Source organism: Halosimplex salinum (genome assembly GCF_003730195.1).
GTDB lineage: Archaea > Halobacteriota > Halobacteria > Halobacteriales > Haloarculaceae > Halosimplex > Halosimplex salinum.
In genome coordinates this window covers 770,963-792,967 of record NZ_QWGG01000001.1, presented here as the reverse complement: position 1 = coordinate 792,967, position 22,005 = coordinate 770,963, and the positions used below count along the sequence as shown (strand labels likewise).

Annotated in this window: 27 protein-coding genes; 7 read left to right on the top strand and 20 right to left on the bottom strand. The window is 66.3% G+C overall.

What is annotated here, in order from left to right; genetic code table 11:
- Positions 1–451: 451 nt before the first annotated feature.
- A complete protein-coding gene (locus D1409_RS03980) occupies positions 452–916 on the bottom strand; it encodes an Lrp/AsnC family transcriptional regulator (protein WP_123534237.1) in 465 nt (154 codons plus the stop codon).
- Between the two features lie 357 nt (positions 917–1,273).
- Here D1409_RS03980 and D1409_RS03975 point away from each other — a divergent pair, with 357 nt between their 5' ends.
- The 3 genes from D1409_RS03975 to D1409_RS03965 all read left to right on the top strand — a co-directional run bounded on the left by D1409_RS03975 (position 1,274) and on the right by D1409_RS03965 (position 3,890).
- A complete protein-coding gene (locus D1409_RS03975; protein ID WP_123534235.1) occupies positions 1,274–2,266 on the top strand; it encodes a DUF7351 domain-containing protein in 993 nt (330 codons plus the stop codon).
- Between the two features lie 177 nt (positions 2,267–2,443).
- Positions 2,444–3,052, top strand: coding sequence for a cupin domain-containing protein (locus D1409_RS03970; protein ID WP_206424963.1), 609 nt, complete (start codon positions 2,444–2,446; stop codon positions 3,050–3,052).
- Between the two features lie 289 nt (positions 3,053–3,341).
- Positions 3,342–3,890, top strand: a complete 549-nt coding sequence (locus tag D1409_RS03965) for a cupredoxin domain-containing protein (protein WP_123534233.1) — start codon at positions 3,342–3,344, stop codon at positions 3,888–3,890.
- Positions 3,891–3,970: 80 nt separating this feature from the next.
- Here the strand turns inward: D1409_RS03965 and D1409_RS03960 are convergent, their stop codons facing one another.
- Positions 3,971–4,273, bottom strand: a complete 303-nt coding sequence (locus D1409_RS03960; RefSeq protein WP_123534231.1) for a chorismate mutase — start codon at positions 4,271–4,273, stop codon at positions 3,971–3,973.
- On the bottom strand, positions 4,270–5,124 hold the full coding sequence (locus D1409_RS03955) for a shikimate kinase (RefSeq protein WP_123534229.1): 855 nt from the start codon (positions 5,122–5,124) through the stop codon (positions 4,270–4,272). Before D1409_RS03955 ends, D1409_RS03960 begins: the two co-directional genes overlap by 4 nt.
- Before the next feature lie 280 nt (positions 5,125–5,404).
- Between D1409_RS03955 and D1409_RS03950 the strand changes: the two genes are divergently transcribed.
- On the top strand, positions 5,405–5,833 hold the full coding sequence (locus tag D1409_RS03950; RefSeq protein ID WP_123534227.1) for a DUF5796 family protein: 429 nt from the start codon (positions 5,405–5,407) through the stop codon (positions 5,831–5,833).
- A 47-nt stretch (positions 5,834–5,880) separates the two neighbouring features.
- Here D1409_RS03950 and D1409_RS25530 read toward each other — a convergent pair whose 3' ends face one another.
- From D1409_RS25530 to D1409_RS03935, 4 genes are all read right to left on the bottom strand, one after another.
- Positions 5,881–6,015 (bottom strand): DUF7128 family protein, encoded by a 135-nt coding sequence (locus D1409_RS25530; protein WP_268895806.1) that lies wholly within the window; start codon positions 6,013–6,015, stop codon positions 5,881–5,883.
- A 149-nt stretch (positions 6,016–6,164) separates the two neighbouring features.
- Positions 6,165–6,479, bottom strand: a complete 315-nt coding sequence (locus D1409_RS25150) for a hypothetical protein (protein ID WP_206424962.1) — start codon at positions 6,477–6,479, stop codon at positions 6,165–6,167.
- 154 nt (positions 6,480–6,633) lie between these two features.
- Complete coding sequence (locus D1409_RS03940) at positions 6,634–7,056, bottom strand: HalOD1 output domain-containing protein (protein WP_206424961.1); 423 nt, start codon at positions 7,054–7,056, stop codon at positions 6,634–6,636.
- Positions 7,053–7,703, bottom strand: a complete 651-nt coding sequence (locus D1409_RS03935) for a helix-turn-helix domain-containing protein (protein ID WP_123534222.1) — start codon at positions 7,701–7,703, stop codon at positions 7,053–7,055. Before D1409_RS03935 ends, D1409_RS03940 begins: the two co-directional genes overlap by 4 nt.
- Positions 7,704–7,963: 260 nt before the next feature.
- Between D1409_RS03935 and D1409_RS03930 the strand changes: the two genes are divergently transcribed.
- A complete protein-coding gene (locus D1409_RS03930; RefSeq protein WP_123534220.1) occupies positions 7,964–10,195 on the top strand; it encodes an AAA family ATPase in 2,232 nt (743 codons plus the stop codon).
- Positions 10,196–10,283: 88 nt separating this feature from the next.
- Positions 10,284–11,819: an aldehyde dehydrogenase family protein gene (locus tag D1409_RS03925; RefSeq protein ID WP_123534218.1), complete on the top strand. Its 1,536-nt coding sequence runs from the start codon at positions 10,284–10,286 to the stop codon at positions 11,817–11,819.
- A 372-nt stretch (positions 11,820–12,191) separates the two neighbouring features.
- On the opposite strand, the gene D1409_RS03920 is transcribed toward D1409_RS03925, so the two are convergent.
- The 7 genes from D1409_RS03920 to D1409_RS03890 all read right to left on the bottom strand — a co-directional run bounded on the left by D1409_RS03920 (position 12,192) and on the right by D1409_RS03890 (position 17,525).
- A complete protein-coding gene (locus tag D1409_RS03920) occupies positions 12,192–13,265 on the bottom strand; it encodes a DUF4349 domain-containing protein (protein WP_123534216.1) in 1,074 nt (357 codons plus the stop codon).
- A 59-nt stretch (positions 13,266–13,324) separates the two neighbouring features.
- The gene (locus D1409_RS03915; protein WP_123534214.1) at positions 13,325–14,134 is read right to left on the bottom strand and encodes a nitrilase-related carbon-nitrogen hydrolase; all 810 of its coding nucleotides are present in this window, start codon (positions 14,132–14,134) and stop codon (positions 13,325–13,327) included.
- A complete protein-coding gene (locus D1409_RS03910; protein ID WP_123534212.1) occupies positions 14,131–14,559 on the bottom strand; it encodes a CoxG family protein in 429 nt (142 codons plus the stop codon). The genes D1409_RS03915 and D1409_RS03910 overlap by 4 nt, the downstream gene beginning before the upstream one ends.
- 36 nt (positions 14,560–14,595) lie before the next feature.
- On the bottom strand, positions 14,596–14,820 hold the full coding sequence (locus tag D1409_RS03905; RefSeq protein ID WP_123534211.1) for a DUF7123 family protein: 225 nt from the start codon (positions 14,818–14,820) through the stop codon (positions 14,596–14,598).
- 36 nt (positions 14,821–14,856) lie between these two features.
- Positions 14,857–15,054, bottom strand: a complete 198-nt coding sequence (locus tag D1409_RS03900) for a DUF7525 family protein (protein WP_123534209.1) — start codon at positions 15,052–15,054, stop codon at positions 14,857–14,859.
- Positions 15,055–15,155: 101 nt separating this feature from the next.
- Positions 15,156–16,208 (bottom strand): phosphate signaling complex PhoU family protein, encoded by a 1,053-nt coding sequence (locus D1409_RS03895; protein WP_123534207.1) that lies wholly within the window; start codon positions 16,206–16,208, stop codon positions 15,156–15,158.
- A gap of 180 nt (positions 16,209–16,388) precedes the next feature.
- On the bottom strand, positions 16,389–17,525 hold the full coding sequence (locus D1409_RS03890; RefSeq protein ID WP_123534205.1) for an ATP-NAD kinase family protein: 1,137 nt from the start codon (positions 17,523–17,525) through the stop codon (positions 16,389–16,391).
- A gap of 107 nt (positions 17,526–17,632) precedes the next feature.
- On the opposite strand from D1409_RS03890, the gene D1409_RS25525 reads away from it, so the two are divergent.
- Positions 17,633–17,758: a hypothetical protein gene (locus D1409_RS25525; RefSeq protein ID WP_268895805.1), complete on the top strand. Its 126-nt coding sequence runs from the start codon at positions 17,633–17,635 to the stop codon at positions 17,756–17,758.
- Between the two features lie 18 nt (positions 17,759–17,776).
- Here D1409_RS25525 and D1409_RS03885 read toward each other — a convergent pair whose 3' ends face one another.
- The 6 genes from D1409_RS03885 to D1409_RS03860 all read right to left on the bottom strand — a co-directional run bounded on the left by D1409_RS03885 (position 17,777) and on the right by D1409_RS03860 (position 21,969).
- Positions 17,777–18,472, bottom strand: coding sequence for a competence/damage-inducible protein A (locus tag D1409_RS03885; protein WP_123534203.1), 696 nt, complete (start codon positions 18,470–18,472; stop codon positions 17,777–17,779).
- A gap of 82 nt (positions 18,473–18,554) precedes the next feature.
- Entirely contained in the window at positions 18,555–19,343 is a 789-nt protein-coding gene (locus D1409_RS03880; protein ID WP_123534201.1) for a DUF5803 family protein, read from the bottom strand.
- Entirely contained in the window at positions 19,340–20,026 is a 687-nt protein-coding gene (locus tag D1409_RS03875; protein ID WP_123534200.1) for a DUF2110 family protein, read from the bottom strand. The genes D1409_RS03880 and D1409_RS03875 overlap by 4 nt, the downstream gene beginning before the upstream one ends.
- On the bottom strand, positions 20,026–20,556 hold the full coding sequence (gene tfe, locus D1409_RS03870) for a transcription factor E (protein WP_123534198.1): 531 nt from the start codon (positions 20,554–20,556) through the stop codon (positions 20,026–20,028). Before tfe ends, D1409_RS03875 begins: the two co-directional genes overlap by 1 nt.
- Positions 20,557–20,688: 132 nt before the next feature.
- Positions 20,689–21,237: a tRNA (cytidine(56)-2'-O)-methyltransferase gene (locus D1409_RS03865; protein WP_123534195.1), complete on the bottom strand. Its 549-nt coding sequence runs from the start codon at positions 21,235–21,237 to the stop codon at positions 20,689–20,691.
- 60 nt (positions 21,238–21,297) lie between these two features.
- On the bottom strand, positions 21,298–21,969 hold the full coding sequence (locus D1409_RS03860) for a DsbA family protein (protein WP_123534193.1): 672 nt from the start codon (positions 21,967–21,969) through the stop codon (positions 21,298–21,300).
- Between the last annotated feature and the right edge of the window lie 36 nt (positions 21,970–22,005).

Below are 22,005 nucleotides of genomic sequence, written 5' to 3'. Positions count from 1 at the left end.
GAACTGGTCGTCGTTACACCACTGTAGAACAATCTGGTTATTATAGACTTCGATCTTACCGATTCGTTCGAACTAATTGTATGAAAGAACATTATGGTCATTACGGACGATCCCACTCTGGAAGGGCTGCCGACGGAGTGCGGTGCTGGCCGAAACGGTCGACTCAGACATTCTCCGGTGCGTTCTGGGGCCCCTGTCGGGAACGTAGTCGCGCTAGTTCCGAGCCGGGAGATCGAGGTACGGGAACCCGTCTTGCGAACAGTTCGGTATCCGATGGGCGACGAACGAACAGTTCGATCGGGGACGGTGGTCAGTTTCCGAGCTCGTTCGACGGTTCGTTCGACGCTTCGTTCGTCCCGAGTGCGACGCCAACGTGGATCGGTCGCTCCGAGAGACGGCCCGTCGAGAACGCAGAGGTACGGGAAGCGTGTGGTGGGTGCGGTCGCCGGAGTTACTCCGAGGAGAAGTCGTCGAACGGCGTCGTCTCATGGCTGCGGACGAGTACCTCGTCGGCGACGGTCAGCCCCATGTCGAGCAGTTCCTGTGCCACCGGCGTGATGTCGTCGTCGGACTCGCCGACGGCCGTCACGAGGAGGTTCTGTTCGCCCGTGACCAGTTCCTGGACCGAGACGACGCCGGGGATGTCGAGAATGTCGTCGATGCGTTCGCCCCGCTCCGGGATGGGGGCGGTGCAGAACAGCAGCATCCTGAGCGGGTAGCCGGACTTCTGGTAGTCGACGTCGGCGCTGTACCCCTTGACGACCCCCTCCGATTCGAGCCGCTGGATGCGCTTTCGAACCGTGCTCGACGAGGCGTCGGTCCGCTCGGCGATCTCGCCCGAAGAGAGGCTCCGCGCGTCCTCCTGCAGCGCGGCGAGGATCTCCCGGTCGATCTCGTCGAGTTCGTAGTCGGCCATACCCCCGATTCCCGCCGGAGCACATAAGGAACTTCGGCTGCCGCGCCCGGGTCCGTCTCGGTTACCGGCTCTCGCGCCGTTCGACCTTGTTCAGATAGTTGAAATCCGTGACGCAATACGGCGCAATAAACCAATTCTGGGACTTTCAGTGTGCCGAAAACAAGCGATTTAGACGCTCAGAGAGGGAGACACATACCGACAAACGTGCGCTACCGGTGATGAGGGCATGTCGACATCTTCCAGTCGGGGAACACTGCTGAGGTAGTGGTGATTAGACGGCACGCACTATGCAATTTTCTCAGTCTCCCGCGGATCGTCTGGAGGTGAGTTTTATGAATTGGGGTGCGTATAGTTAGCATGGGTCAAACTCGATTCACTCCCGATCTCGAACTCGACCGGCTTTCCCCAGACGAGGCCTTCGCCACTCTGGGGAACGAAATACGGCTAGACATCATCCGCGTGCTCTGGCGGGCAGGTGCTGCCCACGAATACGACGACGGCTCTGACGCCGTCGAGACGGTGTCGTACTCCGAGCTACAATCCGAGATTGATATCGACGATAACGGGAAGTTCAACTACCACCTTTCGAAACTCGCTCCCCATTTCGTCCGACGAACTGACGACGGATACCGGTTGAGCAGTGCGGGGAAGCAGATCGCCAGAACGGTGATAGCCGTGTCCGGAGCGGGAAGCCTCGGGTTCTCCCAGGAGCTCGATGAGGGCTGCCCGTTATGCGGGGCAGCTGTTGTAGTCACCTACGAGGATCAATGGCTCCGAGTCAGGTGTACCGAGTGCTACGGATTGTTCGGTGACCAGGCGCCGACTGGGACGCTCTTCCTCACGAGCTATCCAGCAGCGGGTCTGACGACCCGTGACTCCGAGCAAGCGCTCGCAACCGGACTCTATCGGTGTGCTCTGGACATCACCTATCTGATGTACGGTATCTGTCGTGAGTGTGCGGGCCAGATCTCGTCGTCAGTGACAGTCTGTGACACGCACGATACCGATGGTCAGCCCTGTGATACCTGTGGAACTCTGTTTCCGGTCTGGGCGGAAATGAGGTGTCGCACCTGCGGGTTCGCCAAGCGGTTACCGGTCGAGATGTTTGCGACTGGTCTCGTCCTTGCGACCGAACTGACGGGCGATCCCGAGCTAGATCTCGACTCACCTGCGGTCGACGAGGCTATCGAACTGCTTCAGAACAACGTCGAGACGGACGTTTCGACGGAGCCCCTCCGCGTATCACTTCGTATCGAGGTCGAGACGGCAGCGTTCGCTCTCACGTTGGACGACGAGATGAATCTCGTCGAGTTCGACCGAGAACCCCGGACTGACGCCGTTGTTTCGTGACCCGGATACGTCTCGTTCGCTCAGAGAAATATTATTCTCCTAATAAATAAGCGCAGTCCCGCCGATAGCATTAGCTGCTCGTCTCGGGCCGGAATCCAGCAAACGGCGTCCGTCACGTGGAGCGCCCGGGGCGATATCGAGCGGCGGAACGGACGCTACAGGAGGTGACAACGGACCATGACAAGGAAATCAATGCCGAACGGCGAGGGTGTTGGCGAGGGCAACGCTACGACGACAGTAGATAGCGGCGAGCAGGACCGAATCCTCGACTGGGGCGGTTTCCCGGGTTACTGGGAGATCACGCGATCGACAGCGGATACGGACGGCGAACTGTTGGAAATGAGATTCGACATCGAGACCGTCCCCGAGGACGGTCCGTTCGTCCACACCCATCCACACGCCGAAGAGCGCTACGAAGTGGTTTCAGGTGTGCTGGAAGTGTACGTGGACGGGGAGTGGATGGACGTTTCGGCTGGTGAGGAACACACGGTCCCGCCAGGGACGCCGCACACGTTCAGGAACAAGACGCCCGTCGAAGTCATCAACGTCCACCAGCCCGCGCTACAGCACGAGGAGTTCTTTCGGCGGTTCCATCGGCTCGTCACCGAGCGAGGAGTGTCGCTGCCTCCGGCGGGATTCAACGATATCCTGCTGTTAGCGATGCTGACGACGGAACACGAGGAGGATATCTGCGCGGTGAGCCCGCCGCATTGGGCCTTCAGGGCCCTGGCTGTCCTCGGACGTGTGTTGGGATACCGTCTGCCGACTGACCGACACCGCAGATAACACCAGTGACTTCCAGTAATACGATTCGAAATCGACGATGACACGATCATCAGACCATCGAATGGGGAAATCAGACGCGGCGAACAGTCAACCGATCTGCCGACGCAGAACCGTGCTCAGAGCGACCGGACTCGGCGCGGCGCTCCCGATATTCGGAGACGTTGCTGGGGCGAAAGAGAGTGCCTCCGAACCGCCAAACGAGCGGGATGAGGCCGATACTGCCCGTCCACCGAGTATCCACTCCCACTTCGGCTATTCAGGGACGAGTGAGGACGAGATCCCGAATCGGTTGGAACCGGACGAGACCGTCGAACTCCACGTCGACGAGGACAAGATCGACGATTCGAATCTCCCGGCTCTAACGGTCGAGTTCGGTGCGTTCCACTTCGCTCCCGTGGGACTCCACGTGGATCCGGGGGCGATAGTCGAATTCGATTTCGACACGCCGGAACACACGGCGACGGCGTACCACCCTGGTCAAGAGCGCCAGCAACGCGTCCCCGACGGCGTTCCGGCGTTCTCGTCGACGGTCAACGAGCACCACGGGTTCTGGCTCTATCGCTTCGAGGAAGAAGGCGTGTACGACCTGTTCTGTGCCCCGCACGAATGGGGCGGGATGGGCATGCGGATCGTCGTCGGAGACGATCCCGGCGATGTCGTCCGGGCTCCCGGTCGTCCACCGCTTCCGATGACCGGCGCGCTCCTCGGGACGGGAGTAGACGGCGACATCGGTCATCCAGACATGGAACCGCAGAACATCGTCGACAACGGGCCGATCTCTGGGGACGACCTGGGTATCGATCTCGAGGTAACGATAACGGCCCCAGGTCCGACCTGAGATCTCGCCTATTTTGACTTCCGTTTTCCGTGAACGAGTTTCGCTGAGTGAAGGATACAGTTCCCGTGTGCTGAATTCGACTACCGGCTCTCCCGCTGTTCGACCTTGTTCAACTCGATCAGCAGTCGGAAGATGGCCTTGACGAGGTTGGAGTCGACGTCGAACTGCTCGGCGTTCTCGCCGGCGCGGTCCATGACGGCCTGTTCCTGGTCCTCGTCGGTGGTCGGGAGGCCCTGTTCGTCCTTGACCTGGGCGATGGTGTCTGCGACGTAGGTCCGCTGGGCGATCAGTTCGACGATCTCGCGGTCGATCGCCCGTATCTCGTCGCGCAGTTCGTCCAGGTTCATCTCCTCGGCGTACGCTGTGGATTCGTCGTCGCTCATGTGATCTGTGTTCCCTCCGTCTGCGTCGTCGTCAGCCAGGTCCGCCCCTCGCGCTCGCTCCACCGCTCCCGCAGCGCTTCGAGCGCCTCGCGCTCGCCGACGGCGGTGAAACTCGGCCCGGTGCCCGACAGCGAGACGCCCTCGACGGTCGGCATCGCCTCGACGACTGGGTCGGTCGGGAAGTCGAGCGCCGCGCAGAAAGCCAGCCCGTTGACCGTCATCGCGCGGCCGAAGTCGCCGTCGAGCGCGAGGTCCGCGACGAGGTCGGCCATCGGCGCGACCTGTCGACAGCGGTCGACGTCGGCGTCCGCGGAGAAGGAGCGTTCGGGCGGCGTCCAGACGAGGACGTGCCAGTCGCGCTCCTCGCGGGCGAGCAGTTCGTCCGAGGCGTTGTCGGTGACGGTGACGCCGCCGAGCATGCTCGCGCTCGCGTCGTCGAACGCGCCGGTCACCGTGACGCCGGCGTCGCGGGCGGCGTCGACGCCGATGCGACAGGCGTCCTCGCGGGAGACCTCGTCGGCCGCGTCGAGCGCGTCCAGCGTCGCCAGCACGGTCGCGTTGGCCGCGGCGCTGGAGCTCTTGAGCCCGGAGGCCATCGGCACGTCGCTCTCGGTGTGGACGCGCCCGCCTTCGCCGTCGCCGAAGCGGTCGGTGACCGTGGCGACGCACCGTTCGATCAGCGTCGTGTCGGCGTCGGCCTCTTCGGCGACGCGACCGACGACACCGTCGCGCTCGGGGTCGAGTTCGACTGTCGCCGTCGTGTACTCGTCGATGGCGAACGCCGAGCCCTTCCCGTTCGCGAGGGCGTTCAACACCGTCCCCGCCGCGGGGGCGACTGCCTGTCCTTCCATCGTCTCTCTGTCTTCCCGGGCAGTATTTACCTCTGTGGGAATCAAGCGAGGCGCGACCAGTGAGGGACCGGAGGTCCCTCATACCATGCGAACGGCGCGACGCGCCGTGAGCAGACGAAGGGAGCACCTCGAAACGGACGGGGTCCTGTCGAACGAAGTGAGACAGGGCTCGGAAGATGAACGGAGTGAGTCTTCCGGTGAGCGGAGCGACCCGTGAGCAGACGAGGCGACCGCCGACGGGAACGCGACGCTTTTGGGGCGCTGGCTGGAACGCCCGGGTATGAGCGCGCGAAACGACGTGCCGCCGGACACGCTGGGCGTCGAGTTGACCGAGGACGGCATCGCCGTCGAGTATCTCGACGGTCGAGAGGTGTTCTACCGCGGCGTCCCGACGGCGGTCGAAGACCGCGTCCGCGCCGCCCCGGGCAAGGACGTACACGTCCTGGTCACCGACGAGACCGAGACCCAGGGGATCATGCTGTACATCAACGACCTGAACACCCACGACGACATCCTCGAGGAGACCGGCGTGGGGCGGGTCATGATCGAGGGCGGCGAGGAGGAGACGCTGTTTCAGGGGGTGACCGCGACCGCGAAGGCCCACCGGGTCGCTATCGAGGCGGACCTGTCGGTCGTCGACGGTCGGGTGTTCGTCTTCGCCGAGGACGAGATGGGCGAGCAGAGTTACGAGATCGTCGAGAACGCGTAGCCGGCGCGGGTCACAGTCGAATTTTCACTCGCCGCTCGAACGACCCGTCACTGGATGTACGACGGCTCTTCGGCGTCGCAGTTCTCCTCGTGCTGTCGCGCGTCGGACTGGTCGTCGAACATCAACCCGCAGGCCTCGCACTTGTACCAGGTCATCTCGTCGCGCTCGGTTGTCACGACCATAGTAGCGTGTGCGTCGGGAGACGGTAAAGGCGTTTCTCCGGTCTCCGTCCCGGGTCGTTTCGTCCGCGACGCTGACACACATCCCCGGTACGTACAGTTGCGAATCTCACGGCGATCCGGGGGGACCGGGGCTATCGGAGCGGCGGCTTCTAGCCCGGAGTGTCTCCCTGATCGTCTCCGGGTTTGCACAGCGGGCGCGCCTCGTCGAAGTGTGTCCCTCGGCTCACTGTCTCTTCGCGTCGATCGAACTCGATCACCCCGCCGGCCTCTAGCTCGGGGAGCTGGACGTGGTGGAGCTCGTAGACGAGTGTGACGTACTCCTCGCAGGAGATGACTTCGTCGTCGCGAACGATAGGTGTGGGATCTATCGTCTTCTCTGTTGCTACGGCAGCCACCACTCGTCGCTGCTGGTCTCCCAGCACGGTCCGGAAGTCGTCACGACTCGAAGCGGCCTGCTCACTCATCTCCGGTCGCGCCTCCTAGCTCGAAGGTCTCGCATTTACTCTCCGAACACGTGTCCCGATACGGAACGGCCGCAGTATCAGGAGTCCGGTTCCGACCTGTTCGAGGCAGTTCACGGCCAGCAAACGCAGTGAGAGACGGAAGCATCGGTGCCAATTACGCGCTCTCGATAGGATCCGCCTCGATTTCGTCCTGACTGGTGACTGTGACCTCGAATCCGTCGTATCTGAAGGAGATGGTGTCACAGTTCCCGGAACCAGTCGGTGACTCCGACGCCAGTTTGTCGAGCGCGTCCGTGTCGATGACGGTCTGAAGGGGTGTCAGGGCCTGCTGGTCTTTCTGAAGGGCGGTCGCGACCACTGCAACGACCGCGAAACTCGTCGAGTCACGGGTGCTGTCGTACGTAGCCTGGAAAGTTTCGCTCTCGGTATCGAATTCGACGGGGCTCAGAGAGTCTGCGATATCCGAATTCGCGGGTATCGTTTGAAAAGCTTCCATCACCCGAACAGAGCCCTCGTATCGAAGAGAAGGTGACTTTTGCTCACGCAACACGCATTTATACGGAACTGCTCCGCTCACGCTTCGTGAGTGACGAGGGTGCTCGCTACGAGTCGGCGCATCCCCCGCTGTAACCGGGACGAAACTGCTTGCCGGGAGATCCCGAGTTCGTCTGCGAGATCGTCTTGCGTGGCGTCCCGTGGCGAGTCGAAGTACCCCATCGAATACGCCATGACCAGCGCTTTCCGTTGCCCGTCGGTCAGGTCGTACTCTCGGGCGGACCTGAGCGACGAGATCGCGTGTAATTCGGTCAGTTCGATTGGGATGTCGTTGTCTCGGCAGTACGTCTGGAAGTCGGAGAGGTCCTGTTGCTCGCTCGCACGGACGTCGAAGGTCCATTGCTTGTCGTTGCCGATGCCCGAAACGAGCACGATGTCGGTGTTGACGATCGCGGTGAGAATGTTGTCGCTGTCGAGGTTCCAGTCGATACGGACGAACATCTGTTTCTCCACTCTGTCGATTACTTCGACCTTCTCGACCCCGATATCGTCGCTCAGATCCGTCGTGAGTTTGTCGGTGTCGTCGCCGGAGATCCAGAAGTAGGGGATGATAGACCTACCCGTCGGCACGACGCGATCTAACTCGATTCTGGCATCAGTCATCTGCTCGAACACGGCATTCAGCGGGAAGTCTTCTCGCTGGATGACGAACGAGGCTTCGATGGCCATGCTAGTCGATTAGGCGGTCACCCTATTTGGTTAGTCGCCGCTGTATCCTCGAAGGAATTTCCAGCGCTCGGTCAGTCTGCTTCCTGTACCGAGTATCCGACGCCGACGGCGCTAAAAGGTACTTCGCGCCTTTCGAGCCCGCTCGCGCTCCGCACGAGCGGCCGTTTCGCCCCATGTTTTATGACGGGATCGCCGCCGGCGCCCCTCGAGCGAAAAGGTGGTAGGGAACGGATTAAGACCGTCCGCCTGATAGGTCGGTTATGGGAAGCGGCGACGCTATCGAGGTCTCTGTGGAGGGTGCGAACAAACGCGACGCCGGGCGGGGGATCGCCCGCGTCCCCGAGCGCGTTCGCTCGGAACTGGGCGTGTTGAGCGGCGACCCGCTGGTCATCCAGGGGGAACGCGCCACCGTCGCGAAGGCCTGGCCGGAGACCGGGAACGGCTCGTACATCCGTATCGACGCCGACACGCGGGCCAACGCCGGCGTGAACATCGGCGACACCGTCACCGTCGAACAGACCTCCGTCCGCGAGGCCGACAGCCTCACCGTCCGACTGGCGCAGTCTGTCGGGCTGGACGAGGCCCAGAAGGAATCGGCCGTCCGTCGCGCGCTGCTGGACCGCCCGCTCCGCGAGGGTGAGCAGGTCCACATCGACGGCGTCGGCGCCTTCGCCGTCTCGGGGACCGACCCCGGCGGCGCGGTCCGCGTGACCGACGAGACGGACATCACGGTCCTTCCGCCGATCAGCGCCGACCGGACGGGCAACGTCGGCGTCGGCGGGAGCAGTAGCGGTGACGACGCCACCGGCGGGAGCGCGAGCGGCGCGTCCGGTGGGTCCGCCGGTTCGGGCGCGTCGACGTCCGGGTCGGCGCCGGCGTCAGGGGCGGGAGCGGGAGCAGGAGCGGGGTCCACCCCGGACGAGTCCGCCTCGCGGACCGGCGTCTCCTACGAGGACATCGGGGGGCTGGACGAGGAACTCGACCAGGTCCGCGAGATGATCGAACTCCCCCTGTCGAACCCCGATCTCTTCACCAGGCTCGGTATCTCGCCGCCGCGGGGCGTGTTGCTCCACGGGCCGCCCGGGACGGGGAAGACGCTCATCGCCCGGGCTGTCGCCAACGAGGTCGACGCGTACTTCGACGTGATCTCCGGGCCGGAGGTCGTCTCGAAGTACAAGGGCGAGAGCGAGGAGCGCCTGCGCGAGGCGTTCGCCCGCGCCGAGGAGAACGCGCCCGCCATCGTCTTCATCGACGAGATCGACGCCATCGCCGGCGAGCGCGACGAGGACTCGGACATGGAGAACCGCGTGGTCGCGCAACTGCTGACACTCCTCGACGGCCTCGAAGAGCGCGGGCAGGTCATCGTCATCGGCGCGACCAACCGGGTCGACAGCATCGACCCCGCACTCAGGCGGGGCGGGCGCTTCGACCGCGAGATCGAGATCGGCGTCCCCGACGAGACGGGCCGACGGGAGATCATGGACGTCCACACCCGCGGCATGCCGCTGGCAGACGACGTGGACCTCGACCGGATCGCCGGCCGGACTCACGGGTTCGTCGGCGCGGACCTGCACACGCTCACGACCGAGGCGGCGATGCACGCGCTCCGGCGGACGCGCGACGAACCACAGGTCACGCGGGAGGACTTCGAGGCTGCGCTGCGGGCGGTCGAGCCATCCGCCATGCGCGAGTACGTCGCCGAGTCGCCGACGGTCACGTTCGAGGACGTGGGGGGACTGGCGGCGGCCAAATCGACGCTCGAACAGGCCGTCGAGTGGCCGCTGGAGTACGGCCCGCTGTTCACCGCCACTAACACCGACCCGCCCTCGGGCGTGTTACTCCACGGGCCGCCGGGAACCGGGAAGACCCTGCTGGCCCGGGCAGTGGCCGGCGAGAGCGGCGTCAACTTCATTCGCGTCGCCGGGCCGGAACTCATGGACCGCTACGTCGGCGAGAGCGAGAAGGCGGTCCGGGAGGTGTTCGACCGCGCCCGCCAGACCGCGCCGGCGATCGTCTTCTTCGACGAGATCGACGGCATCGCCGGCGGACGCGTGGAGGGCAACGAAGTGACAGAGCGGGTCGTCTCGCAACTGTTGACGGAGATGGACAGCGCGGCCGAGAACCCCAACATCGTCGTGATCGCGGCCACGAACCGCCGCGACATGCTCGACGACGCGCTCCTCCGCCCCGGTCGTCTCGAACAGCACGTCGAAGTCCCGAACCCCGACGAGCACGGGCGTCGGGAGATCCTCGCCGTCCACACCGAGGGCAAGCCCCTCGGCGACGACGTGGACCTCGACGAACTGGCCGCCGAGGCCGACGGCCTCTCGGGCGCGCAGATCGAGTCGGTCGTCCGCGAGGCGTCGATGCGCGCCATCAGCGAAGTCGCCGCCGGCGTCCCGCCCGAGGAAGCCAACGAACGCGCCGACGACGTGGTGATCGGCCGGGACGACTTCGAGGCTGCGCTCGAGAGGGTCGCAGCCAACCGATAACGACGGATACGTCGCGGGACTGCGAATCGGAGGCCGCCCCTGCAGCGGATGGGTTTTTCACGCCGCCGCCGCAATATTTACCGGAACGATGAGTGACCACGACCAGCAACCGTACCGGCACTACGTCGACGGCGAGTGGACGACCGGCGAGAGCGGGGAGACCTTCGAGAGCGAGAACCCCGCGACGGGGGAGACCCTCGGGGAGTTCTACCGCGCGACCCCCGCCGACGTCGAGGAGGCCGTCACCGCCGCCGACGACGCCTTCGAGGAGTGGCGCGCGATGTCGTACATCGACCGCGCGGAGGTCCTCTGGGACGTGTACCACGAACTCCGCGACCGCACGGACGAACTCGGCGAAATCGTCACGAAGGAGAGCGGGAAGGAGATAAGCGAGGGCCGCGCCGACGTGGTCGAGGCCGCCCACATGGTCGAGTGGGCCGCCGGCAACGCCCGTCACCCCCACGGCGACGTGGTCCCGTCGGAGATCGCCGAGAAGGACGCGTACATGCGACGCAAGCCCCGCGGCGTCGTCGGGTGTATCACGCCGTGGAACTTCCCAGTGGCCATCCCGTTCTGGCACATGGCCGTCGCACTCGTCGAGGGCAACACCGTCGTCTGGAAGCCCGCCGAGCAGACGCCGTGGTGTGGCCACACCGTCTCGGAGATGATGATCGACGCCGGCGTCCCCGACGGCGTGTTCAACGTCGTTCAGGGCTTCGGCGACGCCGGCAACGCCATCGTCGAGGACGAGCGCGTGAGTACGGTGCTCTTCACGGGATCTGCGGAAGTCGGCCACAAGATCGACGAGAAACTCGGCGGCGTCCCCGGCCGCGACGCCGCGCTGGAGATGGGCGGGAAAAACGGCATCGTGATCACCGAGAACGCCGACATGGACATCGCTCTGCACTCGGCGGTGATGTCCTCGTTCAAGACGACGGGACAGCGCTGTGTCTCCAGCGAGCGTCTCATCGTCCACGAGGCGGTATACGACGAGTTCAAAGCGGAGTTCGTCGACCTCGCCGAGAGCGTGGCCGTCGGCGACCCGCTCGACGAGGACACGTTCATGGGGCCGGTCGTCGACGAGGGACAGGTCGAGAAGTTCCACCAGTACAACGACCTGGCCCGGGAGGAAGGGGCGGAAGTGCTCGTCGACCGCGCCGAACTCGACCCCGACGAGATCCCCGACGGCCACGAGGACGGCTACTGGATCGGTCCGTTCGTCTACGAGATCGACTACGACCCTGACCTGCGCTGCATCCACGAGGAGGTGTTCGGCCCACACGTCGCGCTGATGGAGTACTCCGGCGACATCGAGCGGGCGGTCGAGATCCACAACGACACCGACTACGGCCTCGCCGCGGCTATCATCTCGGAGGACTACCGCCAGATCAACTACTTCCGCGACTACGCCGAGGTGGGGCTGGCCTACGGCAACCTCCCGTGCATCGGCGCGGAGGTCCAGCTCCCCTTCGGCGGCGTGAAGAAGTCCGGCAAGGGCTCGCCCAGCGCCCGCGAGGTCATCGAGGCCGTCACCGAACGCACGGCGTGGACACTCAACAACTCGAAGGACATCGAGATGGCACAGGGCCTCTCGGCCGACATCACGACCAGCGACGACCGCTGAGAGACAGATTCTCTCCTTCCGGCCGTCGTGGAGCGTGCTCTCACGCGTTCGATCGATCTCGTCAGCGTCGCGACTCAGAGCGGGTCGGCGAAACCGAGCCACGGCACCGACTATGAGAGCGGGACACTCACGAAGCGAGAGGCGAGTTCGAGACGAGGAGGCGAGCCGCGAGCGACCTGTCCGGACAGGTCGGCCGCGGCATGTGGTCGACGTGGGCCTGGCCGAGCGCGGTTGGATTGCCGGGTACGACGTGAAAAGCGTCTCACCGGCAAGCGGCAATACAGCCCCCTCCGTTATAAACCTCGTGGCTGGCAGCGGCGTCCCGTCCCACGGTTCGCCGCGGATACGTCTCCGCCGCCCGACGGACCCGGTTCAGCGCCCACCGGAGTCTTCGTCCGATGGCGTGTCCGTCGAGTGCTCCGCGTCGTCGGACCGCGGTGTCTCGCCGGAGGACTCGTCCGTCCGGTCACGCTCGTCGGTGCCGCGTCCGAGTCGGGTTCGCCTGCCCACGAGCGGTAGTCGCGACGGTCCGCGCAAGCGGCTGCCGGCGCCGACGACGAGGAGGGCCGGGACGCCCAGTCCGACGACCCACGGCACGGCGGCGACGCCCGCGATGAAGACCGTCCGTCCGAAGGTGACGAACCCCTGGACCGAAGCGAGGAAGACGGCCACGGGCGACTGCTCGTGGAACGGCGTCGGTTCCTCGTCGGGCACTGGCTCCGGCACCGGCTCACGCAGTTCGACGCGGACCGTGGAGAAGGCCACTCTGTCACCGAGCGACCGCTTCTTGGCTTCGAGGCGTTCGATGTCCCCCTGCACCGCCGAGAGTCGCTCCTGGACCCGGAGCAGTTCCTCGGTCGTGTTCGCCGACTCGTACAGCGAGCGGAGCTGGTCCCGCTGGGACCGGAGATTTTCCAGACGCGCGTTGATGTCGACGAGCTGGTCGGTCACGTCCTCTATACTGGAGTCGGCCGACAGCACCGTCCCCGCTCCCCGCGTCGAGTCGAACATCGCCGTGAAGTTCTCCGACGGGACGCGGACCTCCACGTAGCCCGTGCGCCAGGTGGCGTCGTTCTCGTGGTGGAGCGTCACCTCCGACCCCGCGACGTATCCGCCAAGCTCGGTCGCACGCGACTCGACGGCCGTCTCTGCCGCGGAGTAGTTCTCGACTTCGAGGGTCACCTGTCCCGTCTTGACGAGCGCCCGGTCGACGCGGGCCGCGGCGCTCGGCTGACCACCGCCTTCGCTGTCGCTCTCTCCCACAGCGGGATCCGCCTGGTTATCGCCGCCCCCGTCCCCGCCGCTGCCGTCCCGGGCCCCGGCGTCGCCGCCGCCGTCGGCCCGCTGGTCGGGTGCTTCGCCGGCGTCGTCTTCGCTCGCCCCGAGTCCCGCACAGCCCGCGAGAACGACCAGTGCAGCGACCAGTACGACCGACTTTCGAACCATACCGCTCCGATCCGGCGCCGACAGTAAAGGGGTATCGCGGCTTCAAACGCGCGCTTGAGCTATCGACGCCGGTCGTCGAGCGCCGGGAACTCGGAGCGCACCTCGCCGACGCGCTCGGCCGGCACGTCCGCGGTCACGAGCCCGGGCCGGTCGCCCGTGCTCGCGAGCGTCGTGCCCCAGGGGTCGTATATCGCCGACCGACCCAGCAACTCCGCGTCGTCGAAGCTCCCGACGCCGTTGACGGCGCCGACGTACAGCAGGTTCTCGACGGCGCGGGCTTCCGGGAAGAGGTTCCAGTGCTCCACGCGGGGGTACGGCCACGCGCTGGGGACGAGCACCATCGTCGCACCGCGGTCGACCAGGTCGCGATACAGCGACGGGAAGCGCAGGTCGTAGCAAGTCGTCATCCCGACGACGTGGTCCTCGAACTCGACCACCGGGACAGAGTCGCCCGGGATCAACAGCTCCTGTTCCGCGGAGCCGTACCCGAAGAGGTGGTGTTTGCGGTACACCGCGCGGCGCTCCCCGTCGCGGTCCAGGAAGACGGAGGCGTTGGCGAGTCCGTCGGACGCCGGCGTCTCGACGCCCGCCTCGCGGGAGGCCGCCAGGTCCTCGACGACGCTCCCGGCGAGGACGCCGATGCCGTGTTCGCGCGCGCTCTCTGCGAGGGCGGTTACCGTCGGCCCGTCGACGCTCTCGGCGCGGCGCTCGTAGAGGTCGAACGCGAAGTATCCCACGTTGAAGATCTCGGGGAGCGCGACCAGATCCGCGCCCGCGGCGGCGGCGTCGGCGACGGCGGTACGGGCTCGCTCGAGGTTCGCGTCCACCTCCCCGCTCTCGATCCGGAGCTGGGCGAGCGCGAGCTTCACACCTCGACACCGAGGTCCTCGGCGAGCGCCTCCTCCAGGTTCTTGAGCTCGCCGTCGAGGTTCTTCTTGAAGAAGCGTTCGACGCCGGGCAGGGACCCGTCGACGACGAAGCGATTGGTGACCTTCGTCCCCGTCTCGGTCTCTGCGAGTTCGTGTTCGCCGACGACCTTCATCACCTTCGAGCGACCGACGAAGCGGACGTACTCGGGCTCGCGGACCTCCTCGTCCTCGGTCTCGACCGCGATGGTCTTGTCGACGACGGGGATCGGGAGCCTGATGTGCCAGGTCGCGCTGCCGTCGTCGTGGACGGTGTAGTCTTCGACGACGCTGATGGCGGTCGCTCGTCGTCCCGGGTCGGCGATGAACTCCCAGACGCGCTCGCGCTCGACCGGTAGCTCGAAGGACCGCTCCACCCGTACTGTCATGTCCTCGCTTCGGACTGGTGCACCTAAAAGAGCCCGTTAACTGAGCGTGACTCGCCACGTCGTCGACCGAGCGCGCCCCCACTTCTCGATCTCTACTTCGTCGGACTCCTCGTCGAGTTTCGGCAGGCGCGCCCCGACCTGCTTCGACGAGAGGCCGATCTGCTCCGCGATGTTCTTCGCTCTGAAGTAGCTCTCCCCTCGTGAGACGCTATCGCGCAGATAATCGAGGATCTGCCTGTCCTCCTCGCCGAGTTCGCTCATACGCCGCCGTAGGGCTCGAATACTCTTAAGAATTCCTTACGCGTCTCGCCGGCCGTAGAGGTGGACACCGGCGATCGAGAGGATACCGGCCGTCATCGCCAGCGCGAAACTCCAGCCCGCGACGACCTGATCGCTGTAGGCGACCAGCATACCGAGCGCGCCGGCGACCGCGAGCGCGCCGAACGCAAGTCCCAGTCCGATGCCCATGTCCGAACCCGCGGCTGCCTCGGTCATACCACCAGCTTCCGTCACTCCGCACTTAATTCATTCGGGGTCCGCGCGGACGGCCCGGCGTCCGTGGCCCGTGGCGACAGGACAGACGCCGACCCGCCGCGTCAGTCGTCCGTGGAGTCGGACTGGATCGTCGTGTGTTCGGACTCCTCGCTGAGCGCGAGGTTCGTCGCGATCTCGGCGTTCCGAACGGCGTACTGGGCGGTCTGCTGGAGGCTGACGAGCACTTCCCGCACTCGCAGGACTTCCTCGTTGGACATCTCGTCCAGGTCGGAGAGGATGTCGGCCTCGCGGTCGCCGACCTCCGCGAACTTCTCGCGGACCTCGATGGCCATGTCGTAGTCGCGCTCGACGGCGGCCTCGACGGCGAGTTCGGTGATGTCGTTGACCTGGTCGGTGAACTCCCGGATGCGCCGCATCGTCGCGGAGTCGACGTTGAGCGAGTGGCCCTCCGTCTCCAGCGCGATCTCCGCGATGTCCTCGGCGTTGTCCGCGGTGAGTTCGAGGTTCTTCGCGATCGACCGGTAGCCGATCAGCGGGAAGCCGTCGTCGAGTCCGACGGCCCGGGCGAGGTTCGGGTTCTGGTAGGAGGTGAAGATCAGGCGCAGGAGGAGGACGAAGATCTTGTTGGCCTGTCGCTCCCGGTTGAGCGCCCGCTGGGCGAGGTCCGGGTTGCCGTGGGCGAGCGCCTTGACCGCCTCGTTTCGCATCGTCGAGCCCGTGCTCTCCAGGCGTTCGAGCAGGTTGTCGAGCGTGAAGTCCTCGGGGTCGACCGAACAGCGGATCGCGATCCGCTCGGGCGTCTCCTCGACGACGCCGAGGCCCATGAGCTGGGTCTCCGCGTTGTACACCGCGTTGATGTGCGAACTCTCGAGCGTCCCGCCGTCGCCGGCGTCGACGTGGATGATCCGCCGCCCGAGGACGTACTGCGAGAGGATCGCCCGTTCGAGCGCGTCGGCGTCGAGGTTCTCCGCGTGGATGATGGCCTCGGAGTCCTCGCCCTGCACGGACTCGGGCATCACCGTCAGCGTCCCCTTGCCGCCCATCCGCAGCGAAACTTCGTCGCCCTTCTCGACGTTGTGCTCCTTTGCCCACTTCGCAGGCAGGGTCATCGCGAGCGTCGACGGACCCAGCCGCTGGACTTTCCGTGTTTCCATACCCTTACTTATCCTCTCTCGACCTTAGTTGTATCCATACACGGTATAATATTCGTCCGAATACTATTACGTTCACTGGACGAACGTCCAGCGATCGGAGGGCGACTCGCTGACGGAGTGACACACCCGCTGCTGTCTGTCGGTTCGACCGAGTAGAACACGGGAGTCGGGCCCCGGCGCTCACTCGACCTTGACGAGTCGGCGCTCGTAGCGGCCGACGCGGACGCGGTGCCAGCCGCGCAGTTGTTCGTCGAGGTCGGGGTCGCCGGTGTCCACCCGCAGGGCGTCGAGCCCGTCGAGTTTCGCCCGCGTCGCGATGATCTCCACCTCGGACCGGCGGATCACCTCGGGCGAGATCTGCTGGTTGCCGCGGCCGAAGACGAACCCCTGTCCGCCGATGGGCGAGACGACGACTACGTTGCGGTCGCCCAGTGCCGCTTCGATTTCGTCCGCGCCGCCGTCCCGCACGACGACGTCGCCGTCCCGGCTCTCGGCGTTGCCGCTCGCTCTTTCGGGGGACTCGCTTCGCTCGCCCGCCCGCCACACGTCGACGCCCAGCGGCGTCCCCTCGAAGCCGAGGTTCGCCTTGATCGCCCCGACGGTACCGCCCGGCCCCAGCACGTACGTCACGCCGTTCTCGACCTCCTCGGCGACCCCCTCTGCCAGCGTCTCGACGGTTCCGCCCCCGCTCTGTTTGCTCGCCTGGCGCTGTTCGGCGACGGGCGTCTTCGCGATCGCTCGCAGTTCCGTCGAGACCTCCTGTGCGCGGTACTCGTCCTCGTCCACGTCGTTGACCTCGCCGGTCTCCACGTCCGAGAACGACGCGGCGACGATCCCCGCCTCCCGCGGGCGCACCGCGAACACCGACGAGTAGATCTTCACGCCCGCAGGGACCCCCAGTATCGGGGTCTCGCTGTCCAGTTCCGCCAGCGTCTCGGCCACGTCGACGGCCGTCCCGTCGCCGCCGACGAACAGGACCAGGTCCACCTCGTGGTCGACGAACGCCCGGACTGCGGCCCGGGTGTCGGCGGCCGTCGTCTCGGCGCGTTCGGGATCGGTATCGTCACCGCCCTCGACCACGACCGGGTCGAACCCGGCTTCACGGGCGGCGTCTTCGCCCATGACGCCCGCCGCGGCGTAGATCTCGATGCTCGGATCGGTCTCGGCGAGCGCGTCCAGCGCGGCTCGCGCTCGCCCCGGCGCTCGCGGTTCCGCTCCCCGTTCGCGCGCCGCCTCGACTTTCCCGTCGGTGCCCTTCAGCCCGACTCGCCCGCCCATGCCGGCGATCGGGTTGACGACCACGCCGATCCGTCGCATCGGCGGCGGTAGGGGTGCGCCGCTCAAAAGCCACCCGCCTCGGAGTTCGCGGGCGGTCGCGGCGGAAATCGGGCGGTTTTACATCGGGTGGCGCGAAAGGGGGTGGTATGATCGTCCCACTCCAGGAGAGCGCCGAAGCCGTTCAGGGCGGGCTCATCAACACCGCGGGGTTCGTGTTACTGCTGGGCGGGCTCGCCCTCACGGCCCTCTGGTGGAAAGTCCTCTACCGATAGAATCGCAGTTCGACGGCGCTACTGTTCTACTTCGGCCAGTTCGACGCGTTCACGGAGCCACGTCGCCGCCGCCTCGACGACCGCCTCCTCGCCCTGTATCTTCACGCGGACGGAGTCGCCGGGGTAGCTCCCGACGGTCACGTCGAACTCGTCGCGCAGGTCGGCGATGCGATCCAGCAGCGCGCTCTCGGGTTCGTCGGCGACGACCGTCGCGACGTGTTTCACCTCGCCGGCGAAGTCGTCTGCGACCGTCTCGAACATCGCCTTCATCTCCGTCGGGACGCCCGGGAGCACATAGACGTTCCCGATGACGCAGCCCGGTGCGACGCCCTCCGGGTTCTTCAGCAGGCGTGCCCCGCGAGGGATGTCGGCGGTCCCCTCCGCCAGGTCGTCGGCCGCGTACCCCCCTGCTTCTTCCAGCCAGTCCAGTACCTCCTGGCTCTCGACGACCTCGCGGCCGAACGCGGCTGCGACGCCGTCCATCGTCATGTCGTCGTGGGTCGGGCCCACGCCCCCGGTGACGAGGACGGCGTCGTACGCCGCGCGGTACTCGTTGACGACGCGAGCGATGTCGGCGACCTTGTCCGGGAGGGTCGTGACTCGCTCGACGTCGACGCCGCGCTCGTGCAGTCGCTCCCCCAGCCAGGCGGCGTTCGTGTTCACGGTGTCGCCGACGAGCAACTCGTCGCCGACCGTGACGATGGCCACGCGCATACCCGCCGTTGGAACCCGACCCGTAAAAGGACGACTGCTTCCCGGTCCGTCGGCGGTCGGTCGCTGCGCCGCCGTCGCCGCGCTACCGCATCCCCGGCGGCGGGCCGTCGTCGTCGAACTCGTCGCCCTCCATGTCCACGTCGAGTCCGATCTCCTCGCGACGGCGTTCGAGGACGCGGATCTGCCGGAGGTAGTACAGCGCGCCGGCGATGCCCACGAGCGTGAGCACGCCGCCGACCCCGCCGAACAGCAGGATGTCACGCGCGAGGTAGTACCTGACGACCAGCGGCCCTCGCTCGGCCGATTCCCAGCGGACGGTCATCCGGTCGGAGCCCTCGGGGATCCGCGTCGACGAATCGCCCGGCGACACCTTGGAGACGAGTGGGATCCCGACCCGTGCCTGCGGCGGGAGCATCACCTCGACGGAGTGGGGAGAGTCCAGGAACAGCGGCGTCGCGAACCGCTTGGCGTTGGGGCGGTCGGCGGTGAACGCCATCTGTCCGCCGGCCTGTGGGAGCGAGACGTTCGCTCTCGACTGGCCGTGCTCCACGCCGAAGTTCGACCGGTTGGCCGGTGCGACGACGGTCCCGTTCGGGTAGCGAAAGCGCAGCGCTGCGATCTCGAGCGGCTCTTCGGTCCCGAGTTCGTCGCGCTGGTACAGCTCGATGTGCGAGTCGTTCTCGACGCTGATGATCCCCGCGAACTGGCCCTTGGAGACGTTGTACGTCGTCGTCGCGTTTGTGTCCCAGTCGTAGGTCGCGTTCCGGTTGAGCTCCGTCTCGTCCGGTCCACCGCCGAACAGCGACGTACAGCCGCCCAGCGCGACCAGTACGGCGAGCAGTCCGAGCGCGAGGACCAGCCTGCGCCTCATGGGACGACGCAGAGCAGTTCCGAGGGCATGTACTGCCCGATGCTCGCCAGGAGTCCCGGCGGGTCCGTCCCCTCGCTACAGACGATGCTCTGTTCGAGCAGTCCGAGGCGCTCGACGGTCACGATGTCCTGTGCGTGGCCCGCGCGATTCACCGTCGCTCGCGCCTCGGCCCGCGTCGCCGAGTTGACGTTGACGCGGCCGTTCCCGCGGGTCCACTCGTAGAGGCGGTCTCGTTCCTCGTCGGCGAGGCGCACCGGGTTCCCCTCCTCGGGGAGGGCGGACACGAACTGCATCGGGAGGTGCTGGACGAGGCCGAACCGCGTCCGGATCTGCTCGGGCGTCCCCTGCCCGAGCCCGATCTCCTCGGCCGGGACCCGCACCTCGTTCCCGAAGCCGACGTCGAGCACGAACCCGTCGTCGTCCCAGCTATCGAGCGTGCCGACGTAGGTCTCGCCGGGCTCGAACTGCGGCGTCAGCTCCCCCCACTCCTCGGCGAGGACGTTCCGCGCGACCGTCTCGTCGTCGCCCTCGACCGTGACGCTCGGGAACTCGTCGTCGCGCAGGCCGACCTCGAACGACACGTCCAGGTCGCCGATGGCGTTGTCGACCAGCGAGCGCAGCGAGTCCATGGACCGGTCGCGGGCGTCGCCCTCGACGTAGACCTTGGTTGCGAGTACGACCATCAGGCTTCCTGTCCGTGTTCGACGTTCAGTTCGTCACGCAGTTTCTCGATCCGCGTCTCCATCGCGTCCACGAGTCGCGTGTTCTCCATCGCCTCGACCGGGTTCCCGCACTCGGGGCACTCGAAGCCGAACTCCATCGCCTCGCCGAACTCGAAGCGGATGCCGCAGGTCTCACACAGGTAGAACTCGTTGTCCTTCTCGTAGTTCTCGCGTTCCTCCAGCGCGTCGAGCAGGCGGTGCATCTCCGATTGGAGCTGTTCGGGGATCTTCTCGTACTCGAAGGTCCAGAGGTACGTGAGCCACCCCGAGTCCTCGTCGCGGAGCCGCCGGTAGCTCGCGAGGTCGTTCTCGTAGAGGATGAACAGCGCGCGGCGCACGTCGTTGAGCTCCAGCCCGAGCTCCTCGGCGAGCTCCTCGTCGGTCACTTCGCCGTCCGGCGGCGCCGCCGCCACCGGCATCCCTTTCGGGCCGACCAGCTCGTGCAGGTACTTCTGTATAACGGGGTCCTCCAGAAGGTCGTCAAAAGCCATTACGTCCGTCTCAGAGCGTGAGAAGTTTAAAAGCACCGGATGGTGGGTCCCTCTCTGCGCCCTCCGAGACCGTCTCTCGGCGGGCCCATCGCCCCGGAACTGGCCACCGCGGACCTGTGAGCGCCGAAACAGCTACTCCTCGTCGCCCGGGTCGACGACGCGCTTGCCCGTCTCCTTCGGCACGACCGTCCGGTCGGCGTCCGCCCACTCCCGGTCGAGTTCCCGCCCGTCGAACAGTCGGTCGAGCGTCACCGCCAGCGACGCCACCTCCGAGTGGGGCTGGTTGGTCACCGCGACGTTGTGGTCGGCCCGCTCGTACACGTCGAAGTCGACTTTCCCGGCACCGACGACGAACAGGAGCGGCGTCCCCTCGGCGAGCGACTCCTGCAGGTCGCCCTCGACGTCCTGAATCGGCAGGCCGTACATCGTGAGGTGGACGACGAGGCCCTCCCAGTCGCCGATGACCCCCTTCGGCGAGTCGGTGAGTTCCACCTCGAAGGGACCGCCGAAGCGGTCAGTGATGTCACGGACGGTGTCGCCCGCCCCCGAGGCCTCGGGTCCGAAGACGACGCGGTCGGCGCCCAGCGCCCGCGCCGTGAGGCCGACGTGCGTCGTCATCCGGTCGTCGCGGCCCGGCCGGTGGCCCAGGCGCAACACGGCGACTTCGGGTTCGTCGTTCATGCGCGTCGGCTACGGAACCCCCGTTTAGGAGCCTTCCGAACCGACCGCGCGAGCGACGACTCAGCCGCCGTCGGGCCGAGCGGCCTCGATGTCGGAGCGGATCCCCTCCCAGCTCAGTTCGTCGACGATAGACCCGTCGACGACGACCGTCGGCGTCCCGCGGACCCCCTCGTCGAGCCCGCGGTCCTTGTCCGCGCTCACGACGTGACGGTAGGTCCGTCCCTCGGCGGCCGAACGGACCCGGTCGCCCTCGACGTCGACGTCGCCGGCCAGTTCAGCGTACGTCCCCGGGCTCTGATCCGACTGGTTCGCGAACAGCGCGTCGGCGAACGCGAAGAACGCGTCGTCGCCCGCGAGGTCCTGCACGGCGCGGGCGGCGTTCGCGGCCGTGTACGACTCCGGGTCGTGCATGTCGAGCGGGAAGTCGTAGTGCTCGTACCGGACGACGCCCTCCTCGACGTAGTCGCGCTCGATCAGCGGCGTGATCTGCTCGTTGAACTGCGCGCAGGCCGGGCACGCGAAGTCCTTGTACACCCCGACCGTCACGGGCGCGTCGTCCGCCCCCAGCGTCGGCGTCGAGAGCGACGCGTCGGCCGTCGTCGCCAGGTCGCCATCGTCCTGGCCGGTGACGAGACCGCTACACCCCGCCAGACCGGCCGCGACGCTCGCCGCCGCGCCGGCGAGGAATCGACGCCTCGTCGGCGCCCCCGTGTTTCTGCCACGTTCTTCCATAGGTCGACAGTGGCGCCCCCACCGATTTACGGCTGA

What these genes read in the sequence shown, in the direction of transcription:
- D1409_RS03980 (WP_123534237.1), bottom strand. Translation starts at nt 916, where the DNA reads ATGGCCGACTACGAACTCGACGAGATCGACCGGGAGATCCTCGCCGCG.
- D1409_RS03975 (WP_123534235.1), top strand. Translation starts at nt 1,274, where the DNA reads ATGGGTCAAACTCGATTCACTCCCGATCTCGAACTCGACCGGCTTTCC.
- D1409_RS03970 (WP_206424963.1), top strand. Translation starts at nt 2,444, where the DNA reads ATGACAAGGAAATCAATGCCGAACGGCGAGGGTGTTGGCGAGGGCAAC.
- D1409_RS03960 (WP_123534231.1), bottom strand. Translation starts at nt 4,273, where the DNA reads ATGAGCGACGACGAATCCACAGCGTACGCCGAGGAGATGAACCTGGAC.
- D1409_RS03955 (WP_123534229.1), bottom strand. Translation starts at nt 5,124, where the DNA reads ATGGAAGGACAGGCAGTCGCCCCCGCGGCGGGGACGGTGTTGAACGCC.
- D1409_RS03950 (WP_123534227.1), top strand. Translation starts at nt 5,405, where the DNA reads ATGAGCGCGCGAAACGACGTGCCGCCGGACACGCTGGGCGTCGAGTTG.
- D1409_RS25530 (WP_268895806.1), bottom strand. Translation starts at nt 6,015, where the DNA reads ATGGTCGTGACAACCGAGCGCGACGAGATGACCTGGTACAAGTGCGAG.
- D1409_RS25150 (WP_206424962.1), bottom strand. Translation starts at nt 6,479, where the DNA reads ATGAGTGAGCAGGCCGCTTCGAGTCGTGACGACTTCCGGACCGTGCTG.
- D1409_RS03935 (WP_123534222.1), bottom strand. Translation starts at nt 7,703, where the DNA reads ATGGCCATCGAAGCCTCGTTCGTCATCCAGCGAGAAGACTTCCCGCTG.
- D1409_RS03930 (WP_123534220.1), top strand. Translation starts at nt 7,964, where the DNA reads ATGGGAAGCGGCGACGCTATCGAGGTCTCTGTGGAGGGTGCGAACAAA.
- D1409_RS03925 (WP_123534218.1), top strand. Translation starts at nt 10,284, where the DNA reads ATGAGTGACCACGACCAGCAACCGTACCGGCACTACGTCGACGGCGAG.
- D1409_RS03920 (WP_123534216.1), bottom strand. Translation starts at nt 13,265, where the DNA reads ATGGTTCGAAAGTCGGTCGTACTGGTCGCTGCACTGGTCGTTCTCGCG.
- D1409_RS03910 (WP_123534212.1), bottom strand. Translation starts at nt 14,559, where the DNA reads ATGACAGTACGGGTGGAGCGGTCCTTCGAGCTACCGGTCGAGCGCGAG.
- D1409_RS03905 (WP_123534211.1), bottom strand. Translation starts at nt 14,820, where the DNA reads ATGAGCGAACTCGGCGAGGAGGACAGGCAGATCCTCGATTATCTGCGC.
- D1409_RS03900 (WP_123534209.1), bottom strand. Translation starts at nt 15,054, where the DNA reads ATGACCGAGGCAGCCGCGGGTTCGGACATGGGCATCGGACTGGGACTT.
- D1409_RS03895 (WP_123534207.1), bottom strand. Translation starts at nt 16,208, where the DNA reads ATGGAAACACGGAAAGTCCAGCGGCTGGGTCCGTCGACGCTCGCGATG.
- D1409_RS03890 (WP_123534205.1), bottom strand. Translation starts at nt 17,525, where the DNA reads ATGCGACGGATCGGCGTGGTCGTCAACCCGATCGCCGGCATGGGCGGG.
- D1409_RS25525 (WP_268895805.1), top strand. Translation starts at nt 17,633, where the DNA reads ATGATCGTCCCACTCCAGGAGAGCGCCGAAGCCGTTCAGGGCGGGCTC.
- D1409_RS03885 (WP_123534203.1), bottom strand. Translation starts at nt 18,472, where the DNA reads ATGCGCGTGGCCATCGTCACGGTCGGCGACGAGTTGCTCGTCGGCGAC.
- D1409_RS03880 (WP_123534201.1), bottom strand. Translation starts at nt 19,343, where the DNA reads ATGAGGCGCAGGCTGGTCCTCGCGCTCGGACTGCTCGCCGTACTGGTC.
- D1409_RS03875 (WP_123534200.1), bottom strand. Translation starts at nt 20,026, where the DNA reads ATGGTCGTACTCGCAACCAAGGTCTACGTCGAGGGCGACGCCCGCGAC.
- tfe (WP_123534198.1), bottom strand. Translation starts at nt 20,556, where the DNA reads ATGGCTTTTGACGACCTTCTGGAGGACCCCGTTATACAGAAGTACCTG.
- D1409_RS03865 (WP_123534195.1), bottom strand. Translation starts at nt 21,237, where the DNA reads ATGAACGACGAACCCGAAGTCGCCGTGTTGCGCCTGGGCCACCGGCCG.
- D1409_RS03860 (WP_123534193.1), bottom strand. Translation starts at nt 21,969, where the DNA reads ATGGAAGAACGTGGCAGAAACACGGGGGCGCCGACGAGGCGTCGATTC.